This is a genomic window from Klebsiella sp. RIT-PI-d (assembly GCF_001187865.1).
In the GTDB taxonomy this organism is placed as follows: domain Bacteria; phylum Pseudomonadota; class Gammaproteobacteria; order Enterobacterales; family Enterobacteriaceae; genus Superficieibacter.
On sequence record NZ_LGIT01000009.1, the window covers coordinates 665,917 to 691,282 of the forward strand.

At 52.4% G+C, this 25,366-nt stretch carries 24 protein-coding genes and 1 tRNA gene; 14 read left to right on the top strand and 11 right to left on the bottom strand.

Annotated elements, in window-relative coordinates; genetic code table 11:
• Nucleotides 1-12: 12 nt before the first annotated feature.
• The 5 genes from AC791_RS09680 (at nt 13) to rmf (ending at nt 5,818) form a co-directional block, all read left to right on the top strand.
• The gene (locus AC791_RS09680) at nt 13-1,920 is read left to right on the top strand and encodes an ABC transporter ATP-binding protein (protein WP_049840246.1); all 1,908 of its coding nucleotides are present in this window, start codon (nt 13-15) and stop codon (nt 1,918-1,920) included.
• Between the two features lie 14 nt (nt 1,921-1,934).
• On the top strand, nt 1,935-3,191 hold the full coding sequence (pqiA, locus tag AC791_RS09685) for a membrane integrity-associated transporter subunit PqiA (RefSeq protein ID WP_049840247.1): 1,257 nt from the start codon (nt 1,935-1,937) through the stop codon (nt 3,189-3,191).
• Nucleotide 3,192: 1 nt separating this feature from the next.
• The gene (pqiB, locus tag AC791_RS09690; protein ID WP_049840248.1) at nt 3,193-4,833 is read left to right on the top strand and encodes an intermembrane transport protein PqiB; all 1,641 of its coding nucleotides are present in this window, start codon (nt 3,193-3,195) and stop codon (nt 4,831-4,833) included.
• Nucleotides 4,830-5,393: a membrane integrity-associated transporter subunit PqiC gene (gene pqiC / locus AC791_RS09695; protein WP_049840249.1), complete on the top strand. Its 564-nt coding sequence runs from the start codon at nt 4,830-4,832 to the stop codon at nt 5,391-5,393. The genes pqiB and pqiC overlap by 4 nt, the downstream gene beginning before the upstream one ends.
• 254 nt (nt 5,394-5,647) lie before the next feature.
• Nucleotides 5,648-5,818, top strand: a complete 171-nt coding sequence (gene rmf, locus AC791_RS09700) for a ribosome modulation factor (RefSeq protein WP_049840250.1) — start codon at nt 5,648-5,650, stop codon at nt 5,816-5,818.
• Nucleotides 5,819-5,874: 56 nt separating this feature from the next.
• Here the strand turns inward: rmf and fabA are convergent, their stop codons facing one another.
• Both fabA and AC791_RS09710 read right to left on the bottom strand, forming a co-directional pair.
• Nucleotides 5,875-6,393, bottom strand: a complete 519-nt coding sequence (gene fabA, locus AC791_RS09705; RefSeq protein ID WP_049840251.1) for a bifunctional 3-hydroxydecanoyl-ACP dehydratase/trans-2-decenoyl-ACP isomerase — start codon at nt 6,391-6,393, stop codon at nt 5,875-5,877.
• Nucleotides 6,394-6,461: 68 nt separating this feature from the next.
• On the bottom strand, nt 6,462-8,222 hold the full coding sequence (locus tag AC791_RS09710; RefSeq protein ID WP_049840252.1) for an AAA family ATPase: 1,761 nt from the start codon (nt 8,220-8,222) through the stop codon (nt 6,462-6,464).
• A 182-nt stretch (nt 8,223-8,404) separates the two neighbouring features.
• Between AC791_RS09710 and matP the strand changes: the two genes are divergently transcribed.
• Entirely contained in the window at nt 8,405-8,857 is a 453-nt protein-coding gene (gene matP, locus AC791_RS09715; protein WP_049841582.1) for a macrodomain Ter protein MatP, read from the top strand.
• 64 nt (nt 8,858-8,921) lie between these two features.
• On the opposite strand, the gene ompA is transcribed toward matP, so the two are convergent.
• Both ompA and sulA read right to left on the bottom strand, forming a co-directional pair.
• Nucleotides 8,922-9,980 (bottom strand): porin OmpA, encoded by a 1,059-nt coding sequence (gene ompA, locus AC791_RS09720; protein WP_148677785.1) that lies wholly within the window; start codon nt 9,978-9,980, stop codon nt 8,922-8,924.
• A gap of 351 nt (nt 9,981-10,331) precedes the next feature.
• Nucleotides 10,332-10,844, bottom strand: a complete 513-nt coding sequence (gene sulA / locus AC791_RS09725) for an SOS-induced cell division inhibitor SulA (protein WP_049840254.1) — start codon at nt 10,842-10,844, stop codon at nt 10,332-10,334.
• A 217-nt stretch (nt 10,845-11,061) separates the two neighbouring features.
• On the opposite strand from sulA, the gene AC791_RS09730 reads away from it, so the two are divergent.
• Complete coding sequence (locus tag AC791_RS09730; RefSeq protein ID WP_049840255.1) at nt 11,062-11,685, top strand: TfoX/Sxy family DNA transformation protein; 624 nt, start codon at nt 11,062-11,064, stop codon at nt 11,683-11,685.
• A gap of 45 nt (nt 11,686-11,730) precedes the next feature.
• Here AC791_RS09730 and yccS read toward each other — a convergent pair whose 3' ends face one another.
• Entirely contained in the window at nt 11,731-13,863 is a 2,133-nt protein-coding gene (yccS, locus tag AC791_RS09735; RefSeq protein ID WP_049840256.1) for a YccS family putative transporter, read from the bottom strand.
• 222 nt (nt 13,864-14,085) lie between these two features.
• On the opposite strand from yccS, the gene helD reads away from it, so the two are divergent.
• On the top strand, nt 14,086-16,140 hold the full coding sequence (gene helD / locus AC791_RS09740; RefSeq protein ID WP_049840257.1) for a DNA helicase IV: 2,055 nt from the start codon (nt 14,086-14,088) through the stop codon (nt 16,138-16,140).
• A gap of 7 nt (nt 16,141-16,147) precedes the next feature.
• Here helD and mgsA read toward each other — a convergent pair whose 3' ends face one another.
• A complete protein-coding gene (gene mgsA / locus AC791_RS09745) occupies nt 16,148-16,606 on the bottom strand; it encodes a methylglyoxal synthase (protein ID WP_049840258.1) in 459 nt (152 codons plus the stop codon).
• 180 nt (nt 16,607-16,786) lie between these two features.
• On the opposite strand from mgsA, the gene AC791_RS09750 reads away from it, so the two are divergent.
• Nucleotides 16,787-17,200: a CoA-binding protein gene (locus tag AC791_RS09750; protein WP_049840259.1), complete on the top strand. Its 414-nt coding sequence runs from the start codon at nt 16,787-16,789 to the stop codon at nt 17,198-17,200.
• Nucleotides 17,201-17,254: 54 nt separating this feature from the next.
• Here the strand turns inward: AC791_RS09750 and hspQ are convergent, their stop codons facing one another.
• Nucleotides 17,255-17,572: a heat shock protein HspQ gene (hspQ, locus tag AC791_RS09755; RefSeq protein ID WP_049840260.1), complete on the bottom strand. Its 318-nt coding sequence runs from the start codon at nt 17,570-17,572 to the stop codon at nt 17,255-17,257.
• Between the two features lie 62 nt (nt 17,573-17,634).
• Complete coding sequence (gene rlmI / locus AC791_RS09760) at nt 17,635-18,825, bottom strand: 23S rRNA (cytosine(1962)-C(5))-methyltransferase RlmI (RefSeq protein WP_049840261.1); 1,191 nt, start codon at nt 18,823-18,825, stop codon at nt 17,635-17,637.
• A gap of 150 nt (nt 18,826-18,975) precedes the next feature.
• Between rlmI and yccX the strand changes: the two genes are divergently transcribed.
• Nucleotides 18,976-19,269 carry an acylphosphatase gene (yccX, locus tag AC791_RS09765; protein ID WP_049840262.1) on the top strand — a complete coding sequence of 98 codons (294 nt, stop codon included), beginning with the start codon at nt 18,976-18,978 and terminating at the stop codon, nt 19,267-19,269.
• Here the strand turns inward: yccX and tusE are convergent.
• Together tusE and yccA are read right to left on the bottom strand one after the other, a co-directional pair.
• Entirely contained in the window at nt 19,266-19,595 is a 330-nt protein-coding gene (gene tusE, locus AC791_RS09770; protein WP_049840263.1) for a sulfurtransferase TusE, read from the bottom strand. The two genes, yccX and tusE, sit on opposite strands and share 4 nt — an antisense overlap.
• A gap of 88 nt (nt 19,596-19,683) precedes the next feature.
• A complete protein-coding gene (yccA, locus tag AC791_RS09775; protein ID WP_049840264.1) occupies nt 19,684-20,343 on the bottom strand; it encodes an FtsH protease modulator YccA in 660 nt (219 codons plus the stop codon).
• A 269-nt stretch (nt 20,344-20,612) separates the two neighbouring features.
• Between yccA and AC791_RS09780 the strand changes: the two genes are divergently transcribed.
• The 3 genes from AC791_RS09780 (at nt 20,613) to AC791_RS09790 (ending at nt 22,938) form a co-directional block, all read left to right on the top strand.
• Nucleotides 20,613-22,241: an ABC transporter substrate-binding protein gene (locus AC791_RS09780; protein WP_049840265.1), complete on the top strand. Its 1,629-nt coding sequence runs from the start codon at nt 20,613-20,615 to the stop codon at nt 22,239-22,241.
• Between the two features lie 143 nt (nt 22,242-22,384).
• Nucleotides 22,385-22,472, top strand: a tRNA-Ser gene (locus AC791_RS09785).
• Nucleotides 22,473-22,653: 181 nt separating this feature from the next.
• The gene (locus AC791_RS09790) at nt 22,654-22,938 is read left to right on the top strand and encodes a DUF2623 family protein (RefSeq protein ID WP_049841583.1); all 285 of its coding nucleotides are present in this window, start codon (nt 22,654-22,656) and stop codon (nt 22,936-22,938) included.
• 14 nt (nt 22,939-22,952) lie between these two features.
• Here AC791_RS09790 and AC791_RS09795 read toward each other — a convergent pair whose 3' ends face one another.
• Nucleotides 22,953-23,768, bottom strand: coding sequence for an MBL fold metallo-hydrolase (locus AC791_RS09795; protein WP_077264620.1), 816 nt, complete (start codon nt 23,766-23,768; stop codon nt 22,953-22,955).
• Nucleotides 23,769-23,954: 186 nt separating this feature from the next.
• Here AC791_RS09795 and AC791_RS09800 point away from each other — a divergent pair, with 186 nt between their 5' ends.
• The gene (locus AC791_RS09800; protein WP_049840266.1) at nt 23,955-25,193 is read left to right on the top strand and encodes a pyridoxal-phosphate-dependent aminotransferase family protein; all 1,239 of its coding nucleotides are present in this window, start codon (nt 23,955-23,957) and stop codon (nt 25,191-25,193) included.
• Nucleotides 25,194-25,366: the final 173 nt, after the last annotated feature.

The window sequence follows — 25,366 nt, forward strand, 5'->3', positions numbered from 1 at the left end:
AAGGAAAAATAAATGTCATTAATCAGTATGCACGGTGCATGGCTGTCATTTAGCGACTCGCCGCTGCTGGATAACGCAGAACTGCATATCGAAGATAACGAACGCGTTTGTCTGGTAGGCCGTAACGGCGCCGGCAAGTCGACGCTCATGAAAATTCTTAATCGTGAACAGGGGCTGGACGACGGTCGCATTGTCTATGAACAGGATCTGATCATCGCTCGCCTGCAGCAGGATCCCCCGCGCAACGTACAAGGCAGCGTGTACGATTTCGTTTCTGAAGGTATCGAAGAGCAGGCGGTTTATCTTAAGCGCTATCATGATATTTCTCATCTGGTGATGACCGATCCGAGCGATAAGAACCTGCAAGAGCTGGCAAAAGTGCAGGATCTGCTGGATCATCACGGGTTGTGGCAGCTGGAAAATCGTATTAATGAGGTGCTGGCTCAGTTAGGACTGGAGGCTGATACCGAGCTGGCTTCTCTTTCCGGCGGCTGGCTGCGTAAAGCCGCTTTAGGTCGGGCGCTGGTCAGCGGGCCGCGCGTTCTGCTGCTTGACGAGCCGACTAACCACCTGGATATCGAAACTATCGACTGGCTGGAAGGATTCCTCAAAACGTTTAACGGTACGATTATCTTTATTTCGCACGACCGTTCATTTATTCGCAATATGGCGACCCGTATTGTCGATTTGGACCGTGGCAAGCTGGTGACGTATCCGGGCAACTACGATCAGTACCTGCTGGAAAAAGAAGAAGCGCTGCGCGTTGAAGAGTTACAGAATGCGGAGTTTGACCGCAAGCTGGCGCTGGAAGAGGTATGGATCCGTCAGGGCATTAAAGCGCGTCGTACGCGTAATGAAGGCCGCGTACGCGCCCTTAAAGCCATGCGCAACGAGCGCAGCGCGCGTCGTGAAGTGATGGGCAGCGCGAAGATGCAGGTTGAAGAGGCCACCCGCTCAGGGAAAATCGTCTTCGAAATTGAGAATGCAAACTACCAGGTTGATGGCAAAGTGCTGGTACGGGATTTCTCCTCCCAGGTACAGCGCAGCGACAAAATTGCCTTAATTGGTCCTAACGGCTGTGGTAAAACCACGCTGTTAAAACTGATGCTCGGTCAGCTTAAGGCCGACAGCGGGCGGGTACACGTCGGCACTAAACTCGAAGTTGCCTACTTTGACCAGCATCGTGCAGAGCTGGATCCTGATAAAACGGTAATGGACAATCTGGCAGAAGGTAAACAGGAGGTCATGGTCAACGGTAAGCCGCGCCACGTTCTCGGCTATCTGCAGGACTTCCTGTTCCATCCGAAGCGGGCGATGACGCCGGTGCGGGCCCTGTCCGGCGGTGAACGTAACCGTCTGCTGCTGGCACGGTTGTTCCTCAAGCCAAGTAATTTATTGATCCTCGACGAACCGACCAACGACCTTGATGTCGAAACGCTGGAGCTGCTGGAAGAGTTGATCGACGGTTATCAGGGCACCGTATTACTGGTAAGTCACGATCGTCAGTTTGTTGATAACACCGTCACAGAATGCTGGATCTTCGAAGGTAACGGCAAGATTGGCTGTTACGTCGGCGGATATCACGATGCGCGCGGGCAGCAGGCGCAATCTCAGGCGCAAAAAGGGGTTGCCAGCAATAAAACGCCGGAACCCGTCGCGGCAAAAGCGGAAAATGTTAAGCGCAGTGGCGGTAAATTAAGCTATAACCTACAGCGTGAACTTGAACAGCTACCGCAGAAGCTGGAAACGCTGGAGAGCAATCTTGAATCACTTCAGGCGCAGGTTGCTGACGCCACGTTCTTCAACCAGCCGCACGATCGCACGCAGAAAGTGCTGGCCGACATGGCCGCAGCTGAGCTGGCTCTCGAAGAAGCATTTGAGCGTTGGGAATATCTGGAAGCGCTCAAAAACGGCGCATAACCCGAGGAGCGTGTATGTGTGATAGCCATCATGCTGCGCGACATATTTTGTGTCCGCAGTGTGATTTGCTGGTGGCCCTACCGCCGCTGGCGCACGGTCATAAAGCGACGTGCCCACGTTGCGATACGACCCTGACGACTGAATGGTTTGCGCCGCGACAGCGCCCGACAGCCTATGCGCTGGTGGCGCTGTTTATGCTCTTGCTGTCAAACTTGTTCCCTTTCGTCAATATGAACGTGGCGGGTGTCAAAAGTGAAGTGACGCTGCTGGCGATCCCACGCGTCATGTTCGCTGAAAATTACGCCAGTCTGGGCACCTTTTTTATCGTCTTCGTCCAGCTGGTCCCGGCGTTTTGCCTGTTCACTATCCTCCTGCTGGTCAATCGGGCAGACATTCCGGAAACCCTCAGGCGCATGCTGGCCCGGGTGCTGTTTCAGCTTAAAAACTGGGGGATGGCGGAAATTTTTCTCGCCGGCGTTCTGGTGAGCTTTGTTAAACTGATGGCCTACGGCGATATTGGCGTGGGCAGCAGTTTTATTCCGTGGTGCCTGTTTTGTATTGTGCAACTGCGGGCTTTTCAGTGCGTAGATCGCCGCTGGCTATGGGATGATATCGAACCCATGCCGTCGGTAGCACAGCCTTTGCAGCCGGGCACTACGGGAATACGTCAGGGCCTGCGCTCGTGTACCTGCTGCACGGCGATTTTGCCTGCCGACCAAAAAGTGTGTCCGCGTTGCCACTCTCATGGGCACGTACGGCGTAAAAATAGTCTGCAATGGACGATGGCGCTTCTGGTTACCTCGATTCTGCTCTATCTGCCGGCCAATATCCTGCCGATTATGATAACCGATCTGCTGGGCGATAAAATGCCTTCGACCATTCTCGCCGGCGTGGTCCTGCTGTGGAGTGAAGGCTCGTATCCGGTAGCGGGGGTCATTTTTATAGCCAGTATTATGGTACCGACGTTAAAGATGATTGCTATTGCCTGGCTCTGCTGGGATGCCAAAGGCCACGGTCAGCGCGATCGTGAAAGAATGCACCTGATTTACGAAGTGGTAGAGTTCGTTGGCCGCTGGTCGATGATTGATGTATTTGTTATCGCGGTCCTCTCTGCGCTGGTGCGCATGGGGGGACTTATGAATATTTATCCTGCTATGGGCGCGCTCATGTTTGCGCTGGTGGTGATAATGACCATGTTCTCGGCAATGATCTTCGATCCGCGTTTATCCTGGGATCGCGAGCCGGAAAGCAGCCATGAGGAATCGTTATAACATGGAAACGAAAAAGGGCGAGGCCCAGGTTACAAAGGTGAAGAACTGGTCCCCGGTGTGGATATTTCCTATCGTCACCGCGCTGATTGGCGCATGGATCCTGTTTTATCATTACAGCCATCAGGGGCCGGTCGTCACGCTCATCACCACCAACGCTGAGGGTATTGAAGGCGGTAAAACCACCATTAAAAGCCGCAGCGTGAACGTTGGCGTGGTTGAAAGCGCTATCCTTACTGACGATCTCACGCATGTTGAGGTTAAGGCTCGTCTTAATGCCGGCATGGAAAAACTGCTGCATGAGGACTCCGTATTCTGGGTGGTGAAACCGCAGGTCGACAGGGAAGGCATCAGCGGCCTTGGAACGCTGCTTTCTGGCGCGTATATTGAGCTACAGCCGGGCAAAAAAGGCACTGAGCCCGAGCGCTATGAATTGCTTGATTCTCCTCCACTTGCGCCGCCGGATGCCAAAGGCATTCGCGTGATCCTCGACAGTAAAAAAGCCGGCCAGCTCAGTCCCGGCGATCCGGTTCTGTTCCGCGGTTATCGGGTTGGATCGGTTGAGACCAGCACTTTCGATCCGCAAAAGCGCGCTATCAGCTATCAACTGTTTATCAATGCGCCGAATGACCGCCTGGTCACCAGTAATGTGCGCTTCTGGAAAGACAGTGGGATCGCCGTCGATCTCAACTCATCAGGTATGCGCGTCGAAATGGGGTCGCTGACGACGCTGTTTAGCGGCGGCGTAAGTTTTGACGTCCCTGACGGACTGGATCTGGGCCAGCCGGTAGCGGAAAAAAGTGAATTTAATCTGTATGACAGCCAGAAAAATATTCAGGAATCTTTGTATACCGATCACATCGACTACCTGATGTTCTTTAAAGACTCAATCCGTGGCCTGCAACCCGGCGCGCCGGTTGAATTCCGCGGTATTCGTCTGGGAACCGTGGGTGAGGTGCCATTCTTTGTTCCGGGTCTGCGTCAGGCACTGAATACCGATTACCGTATTCCGGTCCTGATCCGCATCGAACCTGAACGTCTGGCTAAGCAATTAGGTGAAGATCCGAATGTTGCAGGACATCTGGAAGATCTGCTGAAACGCGGTCTGCGTGGCTCGCTTAAAACCGGTAACCTGGTGACCGGTGCGCTGTACGTGGATATGGATTTTTATCCAAAAGCCACGCCGGTAACGGGCATACGTGAATTCGGCGGCTTTAAGGTTATCCCAACCGAAAGCGGTGGACTGGCGCAGATCCAGCAGCGTCTGATGGATACCCTGGATAAGATTAATAACCTGCCGCTTAACCCAATGCTTCAGCAGGCCACCAATACGCTGACGGAAAGCCAGCAGACGCTGCGCCGCCTGCAAACGACGCTGGATAATCTCAACAAGCTGACCGCCAGCCAGTCAGCTCAGGAGCTTCCGGCGGATATGCAGAAAACGCTGCGTGAGCTGAATCGAAGTATGCAGGGCTTCCAGCCAGGCTCTGCAGCCTATAACAAAATGGTCGGCGACATGCAGCGTCTGGATCAGGTATTACGTGAGCTGCAACCAGTACTGAAAACGCTGAACGATAAAAGCAATGCGCTGGTCTTTGAAGCGAAAAGCAAAAAAGATCCTGAGCCGAAGAGGGCAAAACAATGAAAAAGTGGCTGATGGTTATGATGGCACTGGCATTAACCGCGTGCAGCAGCAGTGAAGAGAGCAAAACCTGGTATCAACTGCCCTCATCGCAGCTGTTAACGCAAAGCGTTGCCAGCCAGGGCAACCGGTTATTGTGGGTAGAGCAGGTTAACGTACCGGACTACCTCGCCGGAAACGGCGTGGTTTACCAGACTACGGATGTGCAGTACGTGATTGCTAACAGTAATCTGTGGGCCAGCCCGCTGGATCAACAACTGCGTACTACGCTGGTAGCAAACCTGAGCAATCAGCTTCCGGGCTGGGTTGTCGCCTCTCAGCCATTGGGCAGTGAGCAGGATACGCTGAACGTGACGGTGACTGGCTTCCAGGGACGCTATGATGGTCACGTTATTGTCAGCGGTGAATGGCTGCTCAACCATAAAGATCAGATAATCAAGCGACCGTTCCATATTGAACTGGCGCAGCAGAAAGATGGATATGATGAGATGGTGAAAATGCTGGCGAAAGCCTGGGATCAGGAAGCGCTGGCGATTGCCAGCGAGATTAAACGCTTGCCATAAGTAAAATTAATCATCATAAAGCCGTATCGTGCACGCTGGCGATACGGTTTTTTTTGTTTTTATCATCAGGCCGTTACCCGCGATGGCTCACAAATTTCATACAAATGAAACTCTGCTTACTTCACAATTATGACATCGGTATGAAATTTGCGCATTGACGCTCAGCTTTTTTCGCGGTATTCGTTACCTGTGGTTGCGCGTTTTGTAATCACTGTTTTCTTTTCCACCAGACCAAACGATGAGGGAAACGAGGCATGAAGAGACAAAAACGAGATCGCCTGGAACGGGCACATCAAAGAGGGTATCAGGCAGGTATTGCCGGACGCTCAAAAGAACTTTGCCCCTATCAGGCGCTGAATCAGAGATCGTACTGGCTTGGAGGCTGGCGAGAGGCCATGGAGGACAGGGCCGTAATGGCAGCCTGATTCTGTCTCTTTAGAAGAGAAACCTCCGCCGCGCGGAGGTTTCGCCTGACAACATGTTAGAAAGCAGTCGTATCCTGGAACAGGCCCACTTTCAGATCTTTTGCCTCATAAATCAGATGCCCGTCAACCAGCACTTCACCATCTGCCAGACCCATTACCAGACGACGGTTAATGACACGTTTGAAGTGAATACGGTAGGTAACTTTTTTCGCAGTAGGCAGGATCTGACCGGTAAATTTCACTTCGCCCACACCCAGCGCGCGGCCTTTACCTTCACCGCCGAGCCAGCCGAGATAGAACCCTACCAGCTGCCACATTGCGTCGAGACCCAGGCATCCTGGCATCACCGGATCGCCAATAAAGTGACAGCCGAAGAACCACAGATCCGGATTGATATCCAGCTCTGCTTCCACATAGCCTTTGTGATAGTGGCCACCTTTTTCTGTCATTTTTACGACACGGTCCATCATCAGCATTTGAGGTGCAGGTAACTGCGGGCCTTTAGCGCCAAATAGTTCACCGCGACCAGAGGCCAGGAGGTCTTCTTTAGTATAGGATTCGCGTTTATCTACCATGTTCTCAGTAAGCCTTATTTTAGTGAAGCACGCAGGATAGCTAACACGTGTACGCTGAACAAGTCCGATCAGTTGGAACCTGAACCATTGAGCCAGCGTAACGGCCAGGGATAGCGATGACGTACGTCCGGCTGATTAGCCTGTGCTATCCGTTCCTGAATAGTTTGTAAGAGTGAAGTCTGCCCTTCATCGTCCCATGGGATCTGAGTCAGAAGAGGCAGGGCATCAGTCACATCATCAATTGCCCAAATGAAAAATTGTTCTGCTTCAACGGCGTCTAACACCGACTGGGCGAGACTCAAATGACGCACATTAGCCGCAGGGATAATCACGCCCTGATGTCCCGTCAGACCGCGCTGCTGGCAAATCGTAAAGAAGCCTTCGATTTTTTCATTGAGTCCGCCGACTGGCTGAACACGACCAAACTGATCGACCGAGCCGGTAATCGCCAGACTTTGATTAATGGGCGCGTTAGCCAGGGCGCTAATCAGCGCGCAAAGCTCGGCCAGCGAGGCGCTGTCGCCGTCAACCTCGCTATAAGATTGTTCAAATGTCAGCGAGGCAGAGAAGGGAATTTGCTGATCGAGTTCAAGCTCGGTCATCAAAAACGCCTGCATGATCATCATGCCTTTGGCATGGATGTTACCGCCCAGGTCTGCTTTACGCTCGATATCGGTAAACTCGCCATCACCCACATGCACCACGCAGCTAATACGTGAAGGTTCACCAAAGGCGCGAGGATGTCCCGGAAATTCGATCACCGACAGGGCGTTGATCTGTCCAACTTGTCCACCCTCGGTTTCAATCAACACCTGCTCAAGCAGGATCTCATCCTGAATTCGTTCGGCAAGGAAGCCTTCACGCCATTCACGCTGGGACAGCATCGCCTGAAGCTGCTCAGCGTTAAAGGTGGTTTCCCCGGTAAATGCCGCAGCCTCGCGAAGCTGACGCGCTATCCATAACGGGCAGAGCGGTAGCGTGTCGCGATCGCCAGTGTATCTGACGGCTTCACGGACAAAAAACGGCCATGCATCTGCGCCCGGCATCGGTAGCTGATAGTAGCCAGCAACCTGGTGGACCCATCCGCACCACTGCTGCATATCTTCCGCATCGGCAACCTGAAAGTTATCTTCAAACTCGCTGTAAATAGCGTTGGCGGCAATCTCCGGCTCCATTTCCTGGAAATCAGCCAGCGAATCACGCTCGCCAATCAGGATAACCTTTAATGAGAGCGGCATTGACGGGACGCTAACCGGCAGCGGGCGCGATTCATCAAAGGCAACCCAGTCAAAGCGCTGGAGGGCGACAATCATTTTCAGCCGCATCCACAGCAGCGGCTGAGCCAGAAGGGTGCGAAGAGAGACAATCAGCACGCCACCGTTTGCCTGATGTACCAGGCCCGGATGCAGAGTGACTTCGCCATTAAACTGGCGAACACAGCCAAAAAGCTGTTCGGCTTCAACCCAGTCGGCACAAATGATTTGGCCAGTGCTGGCAAAGTTATCCTGCAAGGATTGCGCTGGTTGCAGAGTAATATGTTGGCGCTCAATCTGATAGCGAACGCCGGTCAATTGCTCTGATGTAGGATAGAGCGCCTGAGCGGTAGTCGTCAGCAGATGCAGATATTCTGTTTCTTCTGGTGCTTTCACCAGCATAAAGGGAGATACCGACAGCGGACGAAGCAACTGCTCAAACGCATAGAGCAGACGGTCCTGAGTGCCGCTTAACAGCGTATCGTCTTCAGATGCGAAATCTGGCAGTGCGAACACGGTCTGATAGCTTTCGGTATCAGGTGTAAGATCGCGCCAGGCAAGTTTATTTATGGTCAAAGTCGATATTTTTTAGTCAGATTCAAAGCGCGAGATTATACCGCATGAGACAGATGAGCACACGGATAATAGATAACCAACGTCTGGGAAAACGCATTTTGATTACGGTCTGCGATTTGTGCTCAGCACAATGCAAAAAAACTGTTATCCTGAATGAGTTACACGGTCACATTGAGATCGCGATGAAATATCAACAACTCGAAAACCTTGAGAGCGGCTGGAAGTGGAAGTACCTGGTGAAAAAGCACCGGGAGGGGGAGCTGATCACCCGCTACATCGAAACCAGCGCGGCCAGAGAGGCTGTCGACGCACTGCTAAAACTCGAAAATGAACCGGTTCAGGTTACTGCCTGGATTGAGCAGCACATCAATCCGGCGTTGTTGAACCGCATGAAGCAGACTATCCGTGCCCGGCGTAAACGGCATTTTAATGCTGAACATCAGCATACGCGTAAAAAATCTATCGATCTGGAGTTTGCTGTCTGGCAGCGTCTGGCGGGACTGGCTCAACGACGCGGAAAAACCCTGTCCGAAACCATTGTTCAGCTGATCGAGGATGCCGAAAACAAAGAGAAATATGCAACGCGCATGAGCAGCCTGAAAAGCGACCTGAAGGCGATGTTGGGCAAAGAATAACGTTTACTCAATCTGAAGACATAAAAAAACCCCGCATCGCGGGGTTTTTTATTAGACGATAAACTTAAGCCTGCGGCTGAGTTACAACGTCTTTGATACCTTTAACTTCGATCTCAACGCGACGATCCGGTGCCAGGCAATCGATCAGTGCAGCGCGTGCTTTCACGTTGTCACAGGTGTTGCCGGTAACTGGGTTAGATTCGCCCATACCACGTGCGGAGATTTTGTTAGCCGGGATACCTTTAGAGATCAGGTAGTCAACAACAGACTGAGCACGTTTCTCGGACAGGCCCTGGTTGTAAGCGTCAGAACCGATACGGTCGGTGAAGCCCAGAACCACAACAGAACCGTCTTTCGGATCCAGGTTGCTCAGCTGAGAGTACATCTGATCCAGCGCCTGCTGGCCTTCCGGCTTCAGGGTAGCTTTGTTGAAGTTGAACAGTACGTCAGACTTCAGGGTAAAGTGTTTGGTCTGTACTTCTGGAGCCGGAGCCGGAGCCGGTGCAACTACCGGTGCCGCGTCTTCCTGCTGACCAAAGCGGTAGGAAACACCTAAGCTCAGCAGGCCGTTGTCCGGACGAGTACCAACGGTGTTAGCGTCGCCAATGTTGTTGGTCCACTGGTATTCCAGACGGGTAGCAACATCACGAGTAACAGCCCACTCAACACCACCAGCGAATACCGGAGAAACGCCAGTATCGTGATCTTTGAAGGTGTCGCCGCTTACGCGAGACTGAGCTTTAGCATCTGCACGCCATACCATACCACCCAGACGAGTATAAACGTCCAGATCGTCAGCTACTGGGTAGCTCAGTTTGGTGGTCAGCTGAATGCCCTGTGCTTTGAAAGCACCGTTTACATTGCCGCCTTTATAAGCCATACGGCCTAACCAGTCGTAACCCAGTTCGAAACCAACGTACGGGTTAACCTGGTAGCCACCGAACGCACCAGCGCCAAGCTGGTCATCACGGGTTGGGCCGTCATTCGGGATAAACCCGGTGTCATGATACTGGGACCAGCCCAGTTTAGCACCAGTGTACCAGGTTTCGTCTTTCGGAGCGGCCTGCGCTACGGTAGCGAAGCCAACCAGTGCCACTGCAATCGCGATAGCTGTCTTTTTCATTTTTTGCGCCTCGTTATCATCCAAAATCGCCATGAATATTCAAAGAAACTCACGGTTAAATCCTTCACCGGGGGCGCGACTTGTTGAATACGCCGCCGTTATTAACGGCTTAAGACGAGCACCCCTGGCGATGTAAAGTCTACAACGTAGTTGGAAACTTACAAGTGTGAACTCTGTCAGGCATATGAAAAAAAAAGGCTGTCGGACACATTGTGAAACATTCGTGTGTCATTTTTCGTCGGTCCATGCCGCCTGAGACCGCACCAGACAAGCATTGACGCTAAATTTGCCAGTACAATAAAAAGGTTGCCGAAAGTTTAAAATATTTACCAGGAAAAATCTTAATTGCGACTAATGATACAAATTTGAGTGAATTTTTAGCGCATCAGAATGTCTGCCGCTACGATTGTCCCCCTGAATGGGACGCATAATAAACCCCATTGCATGACCTTCCTCTGCCGCCTTTGCCAGAAGAGAATACTCTTCGGGGGTCAATTCTTCCGACAACCAGCCAATTACCACGCTGTAGTTTCCGGTGCGTAATGCACGAATCATAGCGGCCAGTGTATTGCACGGTGGCATCTGGCTAATTTGCATCAATTTCGTTAACGGAAGCCCGGCTGATTGAACCCATTCCCGGCTGAGTTTTTGCTGTGGCGTGAGCCAGAGCTGCCAGCGCGACTGTTGGCCTAACTGCTGTAGCAGCGGCAACAACAAGAGTTGCGTCATCATGGGCTGGTCTTCCCGATAGACAATTTCGCTTATCAAACCCGTAGAGCACTGCTCCGTTGCAGAATAGACACTTGCAGTAGAGGTTTTCGAAAATGAAGACGGTGTGCGATTTGCATGACGTGAAGTGTACATAATTAATCCAGCCCTGATGGTTACTGTATATATATACAGTAACTCTGCTGCGTATAAAGATCAACCTCATTTTCTGAAAGCAACTCGCAAATTTGAACGCCATTTTGACCGATTGCAAAATTCATGTTGCTGTCAGGCACGAAGTTGCCTATTTTCCTGATTAGCGGATCCGTTAGTAATATATATATTTTATATACATGATTTATAAGGATTAATCATGAGCAATATCTCATACAAACGGATTTATCAGTCGCAAGAATATCTCTCTCCGCTTGGACCGGTTCACTACCGGGCGCTCTTTGGTGGATACAGTCTGGCGATAGATGACACGGTGTTTGCCATGGTAGCGGAAGGGGATTTATATCTACGTGTATGTGAACAAAGCGCACCCTATCGTGTAAATCATCCCACGCCACTACTGACGCTGCACAAAAGAGGCCGCCCTGTATTACTGAACTATTACCGGGTCGATGAAACGCTGTGGAGCGACCGGCAAACCCTTTTGCATCTCAGCTCATTTTCTCTTCAGGCAGCACGCCTCGAAAAAGCCCGGCGCGGGAGGGTTAAGAGGCTAAAAGATCTGCCGAATATCACGTTCCACCTTGAAATATTGTTGATGGAGGCAGGGATCGGCACTCAGGAGGAGTTACGCGCCCTGGGAGCGGAACTGGCATGGCTTAAAATCAGGGAAAAGAAAACGTCGCTTTCTGTCAGGCTTCTTTATGCGCTTGAAGGGGCCATTGCCGGAATGCATGAAGCCAGGCTGTCGCCACAAAGACGGCAACAGTTGACGGAATGGCATAATTGTTTACCAGCACCCCGATATGAGGTAGTGAGATAGCGGCCTCCGCCCTCCTGCTGCATGTTATGCAGGAGGGCGACGCGACTATGCCGAAGGCGGTGTAACCTGCTGCTGCAGATGGCTAATTTCCGGCAACATTGCGATGAGCAGCCCGATTTGCTGCAGAACCAGCGGCTCGCTGCTTTGGGTGTATGGCTCAAGATGATGAATACGTTCGCTGAGTTCGTCCAGCGCCTGGCGGACACGTGGCGCATCGTCAGGAGCGTGATGAAAGGCATCATCGACATAACACACTGCATCATCCAGTAGCGCCAGCACGTTTTCATTGTTTAACTTTTCACGGTGCGCGCCCAGCGCTGAGATATAGCTGGTAAAGGTATGGTTCAGGCACAGCAGGCGAAACGCACTCTCCCGCATCTCAGCCGAAGTGTTAGGCTCCGTCGACATGTTCGAAACCACCGAAGCCAGTTCAGCGTTACGGTTATAGGCATCTCTGCGCGCGATGCGGTAGGCAAGACGGTTGTCCCGGCCCTGGTGATACTGCTCGAGGATAGCGTCGAGATAGCGACAGTTGGCGTTAATTGCCTGATCCAGGACGCGTGGAAGGTTGCGAAACCGCCAGTCGGGCCAGATAAAGCTTACTGCCGCCCAGGCAATAGCGCAGCCGATAAGCGTATCTATAATGCGCGGCAGGGCCACTTCAAATCCTTCACCGAGCAGGTTAAAACACAACAGTACCAGCAGTGTAATAAACATGGTCGCATGGGCATACTGCACGTTGCGGAAGGCGAAGAACAGCACGCCTGTCACAACGATAAGCACCAGTTGTCCTTCAATTGACGGCACAAAGAACAGAACCGGTAATCCGATTGCCACACCCACCAGAGTACCAATAACGCGCAGTGCCAGCCGATGACGGGTGGCATTATAGTTAGGCTGGCAAACGAACAGACTGGTGAGCAGTATCCAGTAACCGTGGTGCATACCGGTAAACTGGATCAACGCGTATCCCCCGCACAGTACCAGCGACATACGTACCGCATGGCGGAACAGGGCAGATTCTGGCGTAAAGTTACGCGCAAGTCGTGTACGTATATCGCTAAAACCGTGCAGACTGTCGTCGGCCAGCAGATTTTCAGTCTCGCTGTGTTGCCCCTGCGGCTGACCGGACTCAATCGTCGCCAGCTGTGCATCTATGGCTCGCAAATTATTGAGCAAAAATCCCAGCGCTTTAACTTGCTCATCCGGTACGCCTGAAGCCCGCACCCGATCGAGTGCCGCATCAAGGTGGATAAATACCTTTTCAAAACGCGGATCGTGTTGCCAGGGCGTGCGCAGACGAATGGCCTGGGCAAGGTGTTGACAGGCCTGGGCCTGCATTGAGAGCAGACGCTGAAAACGGAACATCACATCGCTATAACGAAAGCTGTCGCGCAGGGTTTGATACTGAATATGAGAGGAGCTGGCACGTTCATGAATATCTTGTGCAACAAAATAGTAGTGCAGCGTCTGCCGCGTCCCGCGTTGCCCACGATCGCCGCGCAGACGCGTCAGAAGTGAAGCTTTAGTCTGGTTTAAGGTCGTCACCAGCTGTCCGTTTGCCAGCGCCAGATCGTACATGGGTGCCTGGCTGTCTTCTTCAATATCGGGATCGAACAGCCTCGACTTTAACTCAAGATAGTGTGCAAGCTGCTCATAACTGCGGGCAAGATTATCCTGTAGCGGGCGGATAGGAAAAATCAGGTGCCCGCTTAACGTGAGCAAGTTGTACCATACCGCTCCCGCCAGCAGCAGAAGCGGTTGCTGATACCAGTGCTCATAGAGCGATGTACCAAGCATGGTATAGATAGCGATGAGCAATGCGCCAAAGGCGATGGTCGCATAGCGCGGGCCCAGTCCACCTAACAGGATAAAGCTGCTGGTTGAAATAGTTAACCCGATGGCAAATAGCCACGGCCAGTCGAATAACAATTCGACCGATGCCGAGGCGATAAAAAAACTCACCAGCGTAATGGCAAGATTACGCAGGCGACCGGTAAGCCGATCGTCCAGGTCGGCCAGTGCCGCAGCCACCACGCCCAGCGTGAGCGGGATGGTGAGTTTTACCTCGCCTAACCACCACGGCACTGAGACGGTCCCGCACAGGGCGATGAAAATTCTGACGTTGTAAAGCCAGACGCTGTTACCGAGACAGCGACGGATCAGAGGGCTTAGCATAGCGTTAACGATCCTGTACTAAAAATGAGGTTGCAGGCCAGCAGAGGGTCGACTGAACGCTTCCCAAAACAAAGTTGAGGATATTCAAAACAGTGCGCATACAGCCTCAATAAAATCAGGGGAATAATCATTCCCGGTGATTGTACCGTTTTTTTGGCTGGAGCACCTGGTATCTGACGGTTAAACTGGGTGATAACAGGTATTGTCAGGGTTGAACGTCGCATGGAACTAAAAGCCACATCGCTGGGTAAACGCATGGCGCAGCATCCTTATGACCGGGCGGAGATGTTGCACGCCGGGGTTAAGGTGTCCGGAGAGCGTCACGAATATATTATCCCTTTCAATCAGTTAGTTTCCGTTACCTGCAAGCGGGGCCTGGTGTGGGGTGAACTGGAATTTATGCTACCGGAAAATAAAGTGGTGCGCCTGCACGGTACGGAGTGGAGCGAAACGCAGCGCTTTCATGCTCATCTTATTTCTTTGTGGGACGCCTGGAGCGCACAAATGAGTGAGATTGCCGCGCAGGTGTTAAACCAGCAGCTTGATGAGATTGCCCGCCGCAGCGATGATGGCAAGTGGTTAACGCGTCAACAGACGCAGGGGCTTCAGATCCATATCCGCCACGCCCTTGAGGCTCTGCCGCTCCCTGTTTATCGGCTTGAAAGCTTTGAAAACTGTCGCGATGCGTGGCAACAGTGCCAGGCGTGGTTAAAAGACAGCGAGCGATCCAGACAGGCGCATAATCAGGTTTTCACTAAAGCAATGCTTAAACAGTATGCTGACTTTTTCGCGCAGGTTGAAAGCTCTCCGCTGAATCCCGCACAGGCGCGGGCGGTGGTCAACGGTGAACCCTCCTTGCTGGTCCTGGCCGGCGCGGGCAGCGGTAAAACGTCCGTGCTGGTGGCCCGCGCCGGCTGGTTGATTGAGCGCGGCGAGGCGGCCGCCGATCAAATTCTCCTGCTGGCATTTGGTCGTAAAGCAGCGGAGGAGATGGACGAGCGTATCCGCGAGCGATTGCAGACGGATGATATTTCTGCCCGCACTTTCCATTCTCTGGCGCTGCATATTATTCGCCAGAGCAGTAAAAAAGTGCCCGCGGTCAGCGTGCTGGAAAATGATGCCACCGCCCGTCAGAAACTGTTTACCGACGTGTGGCAACAACAGTGTCAGGAAAAAAAAGCGCAGGCCAAAGGCTGGCGACAGTGGCTGGAAGATGAAATGGGCTGGAGTCTACCGGAAGGCAATTTCTGGGATGACAGAAGCCTGCTGCGACGGATGGGAAGCCGCCTTGATCGCTGGGTGAGCCTGATGCGTATGCACGGCGGTGCACAGGCAGAGATGATTAGCTCTGCACCTGAGGAGGTACGTGATCTCTTTAGTCGGCGTATTAAGCTTATGTCTCCCTTGCTGAAGGCGTGGAAGACGGCGCTGAAAGCGGAGAATGCGGTGGATTTTTCAGGATTAATTCACCAGGCCATTAATGTGCTGGAGAAAGGGCGTTTTGTCAGCCCGTGGAAGCACATTCTGGTCGATGAGTTTCAGGATATCTCACCGCAACGAGCCGCACTGCTGGCCGCCCTGCGTAAACAAAATTCGCAAACCACTCTCTTTGCCGTCGGGGATGACTGGCAGGCTATCTACCGGTTTAGCGGGGCGCAGATGTCCTTGACCACGGCGTTCAACGATTATTTTGGCGAAGGCGAACGCTGCGCGCTGGATACCACCTACCGCTTTAACGGGCGGATTGGTGAAATTGCCAACCGGTTTATTCAGCAAAACCCGCACCAGCTTAAAAAGCCGCTTAACAGTCTGCAAGCCGGTGACAAAAAAGCGGTTACTCTTATCGCCGGGCAACATCTGGATGCGCTACTGGATAAGCTCAGCGGCTATGTCCGGCCCGAAGAGCAGATCCTGCTGCTGGCGCGTTATCACTATCTGAAACCGGCCGTGCTGGAAAAAGCCAAAACGCGGTGGCCAAATTTGAACCTGGCTTTTATGACCATCCATGCCAGTAAAGGACAGCAGGCTGATTACGCGATCGTTTTGGGGCTTCAGGAAGGGCTGGAGGGGTTTCCTGCGCCAGCGCGCGAGTCGATTATGGAACAGGCGCTACTTCCGCAGCCGGAAGATTTCCCGGATGCAGAGGAGAGACGTCTGCTGTACGTGGCAATCACCCGGGCGCGACAGCGGGTTTGGCTATTATTTGATCAGGACCGGCCATCCCGTTTTGTCGAAACGCTAAAACAGCTTGATGTACCGGTCGCGTGCAAACCCTGAGCCAGCCTTATTTCAGGCGTTCTGCAAGATAGCGTTGATAATCCGGGATTAGAATATCAATGCTGTCACTAAACTGCGGCGACTGAATAATAAAATCGGCGGTCGAAACATTGGTGGCAACCGGAATATTCCATACCGTTGCCAGACGCAGCAGCGCTTTAACATCCGGGTCATGCGGCACGGCATTTAGCGGATCCCAGAGAAAAATCAGTACGTCAATTTTGCCCTCAGAAATCAGCGCGCCAACCTGCTGATCGCCGCCCATTGGGCCGCTCAGCATCGCATTAACCTCAAGTCCGGTTGCCCGCTGAATAAGGTTTCCCGTCGTGCCGGTGGCATACAAAATATGTTGTGAAAGCAAAGGCTGATGACGCTCCACCCATTTCATCAGCATTGATTTGCAGTGATCGTGCGCTACCAGCGCGATATGTTTGCGCGGTGGAAGCGAGCGTGTTGTAAGTTCCATGATAAATATCCCTGAAGTAGTTTGCTTACAGAGTACTGAAAGTCGCTGCGCCTGCAAATGATAGCGTCAAAAAATGTGAATTATGCAATGACGGCGATTTTCAGACATCGCCCGCTGGTGGGTTTGGTGGTGGCTCTGCCAGGATTATCGTACACTGGCTGAAACTGCCCGGAGGAAAAGATGAAAGAGCACGATATTGCAGGCATTCTGACATCAACACGTACTATCGCGCTGGTCGGCGCGAGCGATAAACCTGAACGTCCCAGCTATCGGGTCATGAAATATCTGCTGGACCAGGGATATCACGTTATTCCGGTGTCGCCCAAAGTGGCAGGCAAAACGCTGCTGGGTCAGCAGGGCTACGCCTCTCTGGCTGATGTGCCGGAGGCCATTGATATGGTCGATGTATTTCGCAATTCAGAAGCCGCGTGGGGCGTGGCGCAGGAGGCTATTGCTGTAGGCGCAAAAACACTATGGTTGCAGCTTGGCGTCATTAATGAACAGGCGGCAGTGCTGGCGAGTGATGCCGGGTTAAACGTGGTTATGGACCGCTGCCCGGCCATTGAGATCCCCCGCCTGGGACTGGCGAAATAAAATAAAAGCCCGTCGGTTTCCCGACGGGCTTTTTAACAGATTACGTCGTACTGGTTAGTGACAAAGTCTGGGCGCCTGGAGCTGGCGACGGATTGTCCGGGCCAGTTCGTCCATAGACGGTTGTTCGGGATGCTCTTTAAGCATCTCGCCGCTAAGCTGTGCTTCAGCAAGATAGGTATGAACAGGTTGTCCGCTGTCATCTTCCATCACAACATGGTACCAGGGCGCGGCACGTAATTCGTCAGTCACCTCAAGTTCCTCCGGAGCAGGTTCGTCGAGGGAATATTCGGCATCCACATCCACGATAACGCCCAGATAACCCAGCAGGTTGTGGCGTACCTGCTGACCAATGCCGTATTTGCTGGCAATCATTGTCACCTCCTGAGGAAAAATATCGCTACAGTCTATGTAAGGTTACTTTCCCATTTTTCAAGTTACATGATGCGACAGGCAAACCCTTTTAGATAGAGTCCTTCCGGATAGGTTGCGATCACCGGGTGATCGGCGGCCTGACGGAACTGCTCTATAAATTGTATATCACGTCCGGCATCTATAGCGGCATCGGCAACAATTTTCTGGAATAAATCGGTGGTCATCAGTCCAGAACAGGAGAAGGTCAGCAGCACGCCGCCGGGATTAAGCAGCTGGATCGCCAGCATATTGATATCTTTGTAGCCGCGGCAGGCACCCTGTAACTGGCTTTTATTTTCGACAAATTTCGGCGGGTCCATGACGATGACGTCAAATTTTTCGCCGTTATCACGGTATTTACGCAGCAGTTTGAATACGTCATCGCGCACAAACTCGGCTTTACTGAGGTCGAGCTGGTTTAACTCAACGTTCTGTTTGGCCACGTCCAGCGCTTCCTGAGAGGTATCAACGCTGATAACCTGACGACAGCCACCCATCAATGCGGATACCGCAAACCCCCCGGTATAGGAAAAACAGTTCAGAACGCGCGCATCTTCTACATAGCGACGCGTTGCCAGACGGCTGTCGCGCTGATCGAGATAATAGCCGGTTTTATGACCCGCTTTGATATCCACCAGCAGTTGCATACCGTGTTCCTGGATAGGGAGCAGGGCGGGCGGTTGTTCGCCGGTAACCGGTCCCTGAGTCAATTCCAGTCCTTCCTTTTTACGCACTGCTACATCGCTGCGATCGTAAATCGCGCATTCCGGCCACAGAGTCTGGAGAGCGGAGATCAGCGGCGCGCGCTGATATTCTGCCCCGGCACTCAGCAGTTGCAACACCAGAAAATCGCCAAAGCGGTCAATGGTTACGCCGGGCAGGCCGTCAGATTCACCGGCAATCAGTCGCCATGCATTCAGACCGTCGCGCTTTGCCAGCCAGTCACGCCAGGTTTGCGCGCGTTGCAGACGACGAATAAAAAAGTCGATGTCCACTGACTCCTGCGGATCGAAAGTCCAGACGCGGGCGCGGATCTGCGAATCGGGGGAATACGCGCCCCGTGCCAGCCATTTACCCTGATGATCAACGATATCAATGGTTTCACCCTGACTTGCTTTTCCTTCCATGCGGGATACCGCACCGGAGAAAATCCACGGATGGCGGCGCAGCAGTGATTTCTCACGCCCTTTTGCTAATACTAAACGTACACTCATAGTTCACTTTTCTGTCAAAGAGAGGAATGGGGCGCATTTTCCCGAGTTCACAGAGGAAATGCAACGCGTTAAGAGAAACCCTTTTCGCTATCCTACACCACGGCATCTGCTGTTAAACTGAAGCTAAGGTTTGAAAACGGTGAGGTTTCTATGTCTGATGAAAAATCGGCTCGCTGCATAAAATGCTGGGTCTACGGCAGAGTGCAGGGCGTCGGATTCCGCTATACCACTCAGCATGAAGCGCAGAAACTGGGATTAACCGGCTATGCGCGTAATCTGGATGATGGCAGTGTCGAAGTGGTGGCCTGCGGCGAAAGCGAGCCTGTCGAACAGCTACTTCAGTGGCTGAAAGCGGGAGGGCCGCGTAGCGCCAGCGTGGAGAAGGTTCTCACCGAACCTTCTCAGGGCGATCCGGCATGGACGCGCTTCACCATCCGCTATTAAATGCACTTCACCGGTTTAGGCAGGCCAGCAATTTTTGTTGCCTGCTTAGCCGGGCCTTTCGGAAACAGGCGATAGAGATAGCGACTGTTACCTTTTTCTTCACCGAAGGTGTTCGCCATCGCTTTTACCAGCATCCGAATCGCCGGTGAGGTATTAAATTCAAGATAAAATGCGCGGACAAATCGCACCACTTCCCAGTGTTCTGCACAAAGCGTAATACCTTCGTGTTCAGCAATTGCTTCAGCGAGTTCTTCACTCCACTGCTGGGTATCTTTCAGATAGCCATCGCTATCGGTTTCAATTTCACGGCCTGCAAAGTTCAGCATAATTTTTCACAACGTCAGTAAACTGGCGGCAGTGTAGCAAAAAACAAAGCCCCGCATAAGCGGGGCCTGGAGTACAGCTGATGACCGGTTAATCGCGGCTGGCGAAGCCCAGAATGCTCAGCAAGCTGATAAAGATGTTATACAGCGACACATACAGGCTGACGGTTGCACGGATGTAGTTCGTTTCACCGCCGCGAATAATATTGCTGGTCTCATACAGGATAGCCCCGGAGGAGATCAGAATAAATACGGCGCTAATTGCCAGATGCAGAGCCGGAAGCTGCAGGAAGATATTGGCGACCATTCCCACCAAAACCACCACGATACCTGCCATCAGCATACCGCCGAGGAAGGACATATCTTTACGGGTGGTCAGCACATATGCAGAACAGCAGAAGAACACCAGTGCTGTACCGCCCAGCGCCATACCAATCACATCGCCCATACCGGCGGAAAGGTAGGCATTAAGGATAGGACCGAGAATATAGCCAAGGAAACCGGTAAAGGCGAAAGCCGCCAGGATACCAGAAGGCTTATTCGCCAGCTTATAGGTCAGAAACATTAAGCCGTACATACCGACCAGCGTCAGGATAAGCCCCGGCGATGGCAGATTCAGTACCGTGCTGGCCGTAGCGGTGATGGCAGAAAATGCCAGCGTCAGGCTCAACAGAAAATAGGTATTACGCAATACTTTGTGGGTACTCAACAGCGATGAATGCTCGCGTGAGGTAGTAATAAAACGATCCATGAGTCACTCTCTTATGACAGATGTAATTAGCAAAGATAATAGAAAATCAAAGCCTGACGGCATATCGGTTTTACCCATCTTTACTCACGTGTTTTTTCCGCGGCAGAATAAAATAGCAGGAAATAAGCCAGAAGCAGCATCAATTAACGATCTCTGCGGCGGATGAGATCAATATCTTATAGGTCACTTAAAACAGTTGCGCCGCCTGCAAACAGCCGATAAGAGTGGAGAGAGCGTGTCAGTTGTATCCATTTGATGAGGCAAAGGAAATGAATCCAATAAGCAATAAAACATTCCACTATACGATACTTGCGACAAGTCTGTTGGCCCTCAGCGGCAGCGTAGTTGCCGCCAGTGTGCCCCCGGGCGTTGAACTTGCGGCACAACAGGAGATCGTCAGAAATAACGGCAGCGAGCCTGCCTCTCTTGACCCGCATAAAGTAGAAAGTGACGTCGAATTTAACCTTATTAGCGATATGTTCGACGGGCTGGTGGGGGTCAAAGATGATGGCTCCATTGCACCGCATCTCGCCGAACGCTGGGACAATAAAGACAATACCGTCTGGACCTTTCATTTACGTCCTGGCATTACATGGTCAGACGGGACAGCGATCACCGCTCACGATTTCGTATATAGCTGGCGAAGACTGGTTTCCCCGGCAACCCTGTCACCCTATGGTAGCTACCCCGGCAATATGCATATTGTGAATGCCGCTGAAATCGCGCAGGGGAAACAGTCGCCGGACACGCTGGGCGTGAAAGCCATAAATGACACCACGCTTGAAGTCACGCTAACCCAGCCTAATGCATCATTTCTTGCCATGCTGGCGCATCCTTCGATGGTGCCGGTTGATAAAGTGCTGATTAATCGTTTTGGCGACAAATGGTCGAAACCCGAACATTTTATCGGCAGCGGCGCGTATACCCTTTCAGAATGGATTGTTAATGAACGCATTGTGGCGCAGCGTAACCCACGCTACTGGGACGATAAAAAAACGATCGTCAATAAAGTCACTTATCTGCCGCTCTCATCGCAGACTGCTGACGTCAATCGCTATCGCGCGGGCGAAATTGATATCACTTCCACCATACCGTTAAACCAGTTTGCCCAGCTGAAAAAGACCCTCGGCGATCAGGTTCACGTCTCGCCGCAGTTAGCCACCTATTATTACCAGTTTAATACCCAGAAAGCGCCGTTTAACGATCCGCGCGTACGTCGGGCGCTGAACATGGCTCTTGATAAAGATATTATTGCGGACAAAGTGCTGGGGCAGGGGCAGCGCCCGGCATGGGTTATAAGCCAGCCGGAGATTGGCGGTGTAACGTTACAGGGGCCGGAATATGCTCACTGGCCGCGCGAAAAGCGTCTTGATGAAGCTAAAAAACTGCTGGCAGCAGCCGGATTTGGACCCGATCATCCGTTAACCTTCAGCTTGCTCTATAACACGATGGAGAGTCATCAACGCATCGCGATTGCCGCCAGCTCAATGTGGAAGAAAAATCTTGGCGTCGAGGTCAAACTCCAGAACCAGGAGTGGAAAACCATGCTGGACGCGATGCATACCGGCAGCTTTGATGTAGTGCGCTACGCATGGATTGCCGATTATGATGATGCTACCACCTTCCTGAATACTTTCCGTACCCACGATAGCGAGAACACCAGTAAGTACAGCAATCCAGCGTATGACGAGGCGCTGGTCAATGCTGCGAAGGCCACGGACTTGAAAGCACGCGGCGACTATTATCAGCAGGCCGAAGATATTCTGGGCCAGGATGTTCCGGCTATTCCGGTCTATCACTATGTGCGTACGTATCTGGTGAAGCCGTGGGTGGGCGGTTTTGCGCCGGACAACCAGGGCCGGTTGTTCACTAAAGATCTCTACATCAAAAAACATTAAGCGTATCAGGGAGCATTACTGCTGATTATCTAGCCAATGTGCTGTTATTTCAGGCGATTAACAACATTTTGGTGATTTTTAAGGCAAACGAACAGATTAGTGCTTTACACGATGCACCGAGATGTTTATATTGCGCCTCAACAGGAAGCGTGGCCGAGCGGTTGAAGGCACCGGTCTTGAAAACCGGCGACCCGAAAGGGTTCTAGAGTTCGAATCTCTACGCTTCCGCCAAATAAGAAAAGGGGTTACCGAAAGGTAACCCCTTTTTGCTTTTGTCCGGTGACATAGCGCGAATGTATTGATGGCGCATCGCATCGCTGCTTCTCCCTACAGCAGACCGTAACCCTAGAGAGGTGTTTAAAAACGCTGTGAAGCGTTATATAATAATTTATATAACGAATGGGTAGGTATGATGAACAATCATTTTGGAAAAGGTCTGATGAACGGGTACAACCTGGCTGGCCCCTGTCCGGCTGCGGTCCCCGCTAAATTTTGCAATGACTACATACGCGGTATGGTGCTGGGTTACTGCTATCAGCTGGAAAAGAAAACGGGTGAGAGGAAACTTGCTGCGCTTGAGGCGGGAAGACTGACCCGGCAGTACAATCTCGATAAAGTCATCATGTCTGAATTTTTTTCCGAATTTCGATCGGAGAGATTCCTGCACTATTTTAACATTGGCTATGCTGGTGGGTAGCGCCGGTGCTGCGTTCATTCCGACGCACGCGAGTCGTCAAAGGTAAAGACATCGCCGCAGGAAAGCGCGTATTTATCCCTGAGCCATAATCTTCCCCACGGTCCCGTGCAGTGACATCCCATGATTATTTCAGGATTCAGATTATTCAAGTATCTCCTGAGGTTGATGAGTTTTAACGGCGAGGCCGCACGAAGGTGAAAGCCGCCAATAAGCGCATATAACCGGGTTTCCTGGGTAATAGTAATACAGTGACGAACGATATTCTCCAGACCGCGGTGCCCGCAGCCGGTAATGATGACCAGACCACGAGACGATCGCCAGATGAGTGCGCCCTCATCGCAGATATAATCGGGTGTACCGGCATTCACATCAGTCAGGCCATACACCACCGGTTGTTTTACCGGAATTTCCCCTGTCCAGACAAAACGCGTCCCCAGCTGCCGGGGATTTTTATCAGCGACCAGGTCAAGTCGGCTGAAATCAAGCGGCAGAGACAGTTTCCTGAGCGGTATGGCCCTGGCAGGAAGCCTGATGCACGCATACCTCTCCTGCACAATCCTGGGATGACAGACAATTCGGGTTCCTGCATGAAGCCCGCCCGTGCCGCCACAATGGTCATAATGACCGTGAGACAGGATTACCGCATCCAGATTATAAAGGGGCTCCTGCATCAGCCTGGCGTTATGAATAAACGTGTCATCAGGCCCGGTATCGAAAAGGATCCGACGGTCGCCGTCGTCCAGCAGAATGCTCAAACCTGCCCGCGGGCGTATTCCGGCCACGGCGCGCGGCGAGAGGCGATTTTCAACCAGTACAGTCATTTTTAGCATCAACGATTCTCCATCGCGCACTCATGCTTTCCTGCCGCACAGGTTATACGATCTTAGCGACGCCAGTTGTTAGCGAAATCAAGGATCTGCAAAGATAGCCCAGGCGACTCTGTATCGTTGTTACCTCAAAAAGGCATTTAGCGATATAGTGCCCACAATCCCACCCTTCGCCATAAAGGATGATAAATGGACGTCAGCCAGTTTCCGCAAATCAATCCGCCGCCGCGCCTGTTAATGGGACCGGGGCCAATTAATGCCGATCCACGCGTATTGCGGGCGATGTCTGGTCAGCTCATTGGTCAGTACGATCCGGCGATGACCCACTATATGAATGAGGTGATGGCCCTGTACCGGAGCGTGTTTCGTACGCAAAACCGCTGGACGCTGCTGATTGACGGGACGTCGCGCGCCGGAATTGAAGCAATTCTGGTTTCTGCGATTCGTCCCGGCGATAAGGTTCTGGTCCCGGTGTTTGGCCGCTTTGGTCAGTTGCTGTGCGAAATAGCCCGTCGCTGTCGGGCGCAGGTGCATACCATCGACGTGCCGTGGGGTGAAGTATTTACCCCGGATCGTATAGAAGATGCCATTAAGCAGGTTCGTCCACGTCTGCTGTTAACGGTGCACGGCGATACGTCCACGACCATGCTCCAGCCGCTGGCGGATCTGGGCGAGATTTGCCGCCGGCACAGTGTTCTTTTTTACACGGATGGGACGGCCTCGCTGGGAGGTAATGCGCTCGAAACCGATGCCTGGCAGCTCGATGCGGTGTCGGCGGGAATGCAGAAATGCCTTGGCGGCCCTTCCGGCACGTCGCCTGTTACCCTGAGTGCCAGGATGGAAGAGGTTATCCGCCAGCGTAAATGTGTTGAAGAGGGCATCCGGACCCGGAACCATCAGGATGGCAGTGATGAGATGATCTACTCCAACTATTTCGACCTCGGCATGATAATGGATTATTGGGGACCGGAGCGCCTTAATCATCATACCGAAGCCACGACGGCGCTGTTCGGCGCACGCGAATGCGCCCGGCTGATCCTCCAGGAGGGTCTGGAAACCCGCATTGCGCGTCATAAACTCCACGGCGAGGCATTGTGTAACGGCATCCAGGCGATGGGGCTGGACATTTTTGGTGATGTGCGGCACAAAATGAACAACGTGCTGGGCGTGCTTATTCCGCCGGGCATTGACGGAGATCGGGTGCGTCAATTGATGCTCGACGATTTCGGCATCGAAATTGGGACCTCGTTTGGTCCACTGCACGGTAAAGTCTGGCGGATTGGCACAATGGGCTATAACGCCCAAAAAGCGTGCGTAATGACCACCCTGAGCGCGCTGGAGTCGGTACTCACTTATCTTAAATTTCCGGTGATTCAGGGGGCTGCGATGCAGGCCGCATGGGATCATTATCATCGGGAGGGCCATTAGCCTCTGTTTTGTATGCGCAAACGGCAACAGGCTGCAAGTCAGTATCAACGACTGTTTGCCGCCGTGCCGCCGATCTTTCTCTCACAGGGTTGCTGATTAAGCGTTTTCGACCACACTGTATTCTACAGGGAAGGGTTTCCCAATGACTCTTCAACCCGTGTGTGTACACACGC

Excerpts from the sequence above, each read along its gene's own strand:
- hspQ (WP_049840260.1), bottom strand. The coding sequence starts at position 17,572 with ATGATTGCCAGCAAATACGGCATTGGTCAGCAGGTACGCCACAACCTG.
- rlmI (WP_049840261.1), bottom strand. The coding sequence starts at position 18,825 with ATGAGTGTACGTTTAGTATTAGCAAAAGGGCGTGAGAAATCACTGCTG.
- AC791_RS09800 (WP_049840266.1), top strand. The coding sequence starts at position 23,955 with ATGGACGTCAGCCAGTTTCCGCAAATCAATCCGCCGCCGCGCCTGTTA.
- AC791_RS09730 (WP_049840255.1), top strand. The coding sequence starts at position 11,062 with ATGAGCAATATCTCATACAAACGGATTTATCAGTCGCAAGAATATCTC.
- yccS (WP_049840256.1), bottom strand. The coding sequence starts at position 13,863 with ATGCTAAGCCCTCTGATCCGTCGCTGTCTCGGTAACAGCGTCTGGCTT.
- AC791_RS09780 (WP_049840265.1), top strand. The coding sequence starts at position 20,613 with ATGAATCCAATAAGCAATAAAACATTCCACTATACGATACTTGCGACA.
- pqiA (WP_049840247.1), top strand. The coding sequence starts at position 1,935 with ATGTGTGATAGCCATCATGCTGCGCGACATATTTTGTGTCCGCAGTGT.
- matP (WP_049841582.1), top strand. The coding sequence starts at position 8,405 with ATGAAATATCAACAACTCGAAAACCTTGAGAGCGGCTGGAAGTGGAAG.
- AC791_RS09795 (WP_077264620.1), bottom strand. The coding sequence starts at position 23,768 with ATGCTAAAAATGACTGTACTGGTTGAAAATCGCCTCTCGCCGCGCGCC.
- helD (WP_049840257.1), top strand. The coding sequence starts at position 14,086 with ATGGAACTAAAAGCCACATCGCTGGGTAAACGCATGGCGCAGCATCCT.
- rmf (WP_049840250.1), top strand. The coding sequence starts at position 5,648 with ATGAAGAGACAAAAACGAGATCGCCTGGAACGGGCACATCAAAGAGGG.
- sulA (WP_049840254.1), bottom strand. The coding sequence starts at position 10,844 with ATGTACACTTCACGTCATGCAAATCGCACACCGTCTTCATTTTCGAAA.
- pqiC (WP_049840249.1), top strand. The coding sequence starts at position 4,830 with ATGAAAAAGTGGCTGATGGTTATGATGGCACTGGCATTAACCGCGTGC.
- mgsA (WP_049840258.1), bottom strand. The coding sequence starts at position 16,606 with ATGGAACTTACAACACGCTCGCTTCCACCGCGCAAACATATCGCGCTG.
- yccX (WP_049840262.1), top strand. The coding sequence starts at position 18,976 with ATGTCTGATGAAAAATCGGCTCGCTGCATAAAATGCTGGGTCTACGGC.
- AC791_RS09750 (WP_049840259.1), top strand. The coding sequence starts at position 16,787 with ATGAAAGAGCACGATATTGCAGGCATTCTGACATCAACACGTACTATC.
- ompA (WP_148677785.1), bottom strand. The coding sequence starts at position 9,980 with ATGAAAAAGACAGCTATCGCGATTGCAGTGGCACTGGTTGGCTTCGCT.
- fabA (WP_049840251.1), bottom strand. The coding sequence starts at position 6,393 with ATGGTAGATAAACGCGAATCCTATACTAAAGAAGACCTCCTGGCCTCT.
- AC791_RS09790 (WP_049841583.1), top strand. The coding sequence starts at position 22,654 with ATGAACAATCATTTTGGAAAAGGTCTGATGAACGGGTACAACCTGGCT.
- AC791_RS09680 (WP_049840246.1), top strand. The coding sequence starts at position 13 with ATGTCATTAATCAGTATGCACGGTGCATGGCTGTCATTTAGCGACTCG.
- tusE (WP_049840263.1), bottom strand. The coding sequence starts at position 19,595 with ATGCTGAACTTTGCAGGCCGTGAAATTGAAACCGATAGCGATGGCTAT.
- pqiB (WP_049840248.1), top strand. The coding sequence starts at position 3,193 with ATGGAAACGAAAAAGGGCGAGGCCCAGGTTACAAAGGTGAAGAACTGG.
- yccA (WP_049840264.1), bottom strand. The coding sequence starts at position 20,343 with ATGGATCGTTTTATTACTACCTCACGCGAGCATTCATCGCTGTTGAGT.